At 35.2% G+C, this 500-nt stretch carries 1 protein-coding gene; it reads left to right on the forward strand.

Features of this window, described 5'->3' with window-relative positions; all coding sequences use genetic code 11:
- Positions 1-81 precede the first annotated feature (81 nt).
- Positions 82-500, forward strand: a 419-nt coding sequence (locus KI356_RS27420) for an AAA family ATPase (RefSeq protein ID WP_212937032.1), incomplete at its 3' end; no start/stop codon positions are given.

A 500-nucleotide genomic window follows, 5' to 3' on the forward strand; every position in this document is an offset into this window, starting at 1 on the left:
CATATAGTATAACTATTTGAATGAAGAATACTGAGAAAAGCCCTTAATAGGGGATTAGTTTATAACGAGGTGAATGGGGCATTGTTATCGGAATTATCGATCAGAAACTTTGCTATTATTGAGGCATTAAATATTTCTTTTCAAAAAGGTTTAACCGTTTTAAGTGGTGAAACAGGAGCTGGGAAATCCATTATTATTGATGCGATTAGTTTGCTTGTTGGTGGCCGTGGTTCAGCAGAATTTGTTCGATATGGAACAGAAAAGGCTGAGATAGAAGGATTATTCTATGTAGAAGATGACAAGCATCCATGTATTGAAAAAGCAGAAGAGTTAGATATAGAAATAGAAGATGGCATGATTATTTTGAAGCGTGACATCGCTGCGAATGGAAAAAGTGTCTGTCGTGTAAATGGGAAACTTGTTACACTCAGCATATTAAAAGAGATTGGAAAAACGCTAGTTGATATTCATGGACAGCATGAAACACAAGATTTAATGAA

The sequence above is a fragment of the Bacillus hominis genome (assembly GCF_018332515.1).
Classification (GTDB): Bacteria; Bacillota; Bacilli; order Bacillales; family Bacillaceae_G; genus Bacillus_A; species Bacillus_A hominis.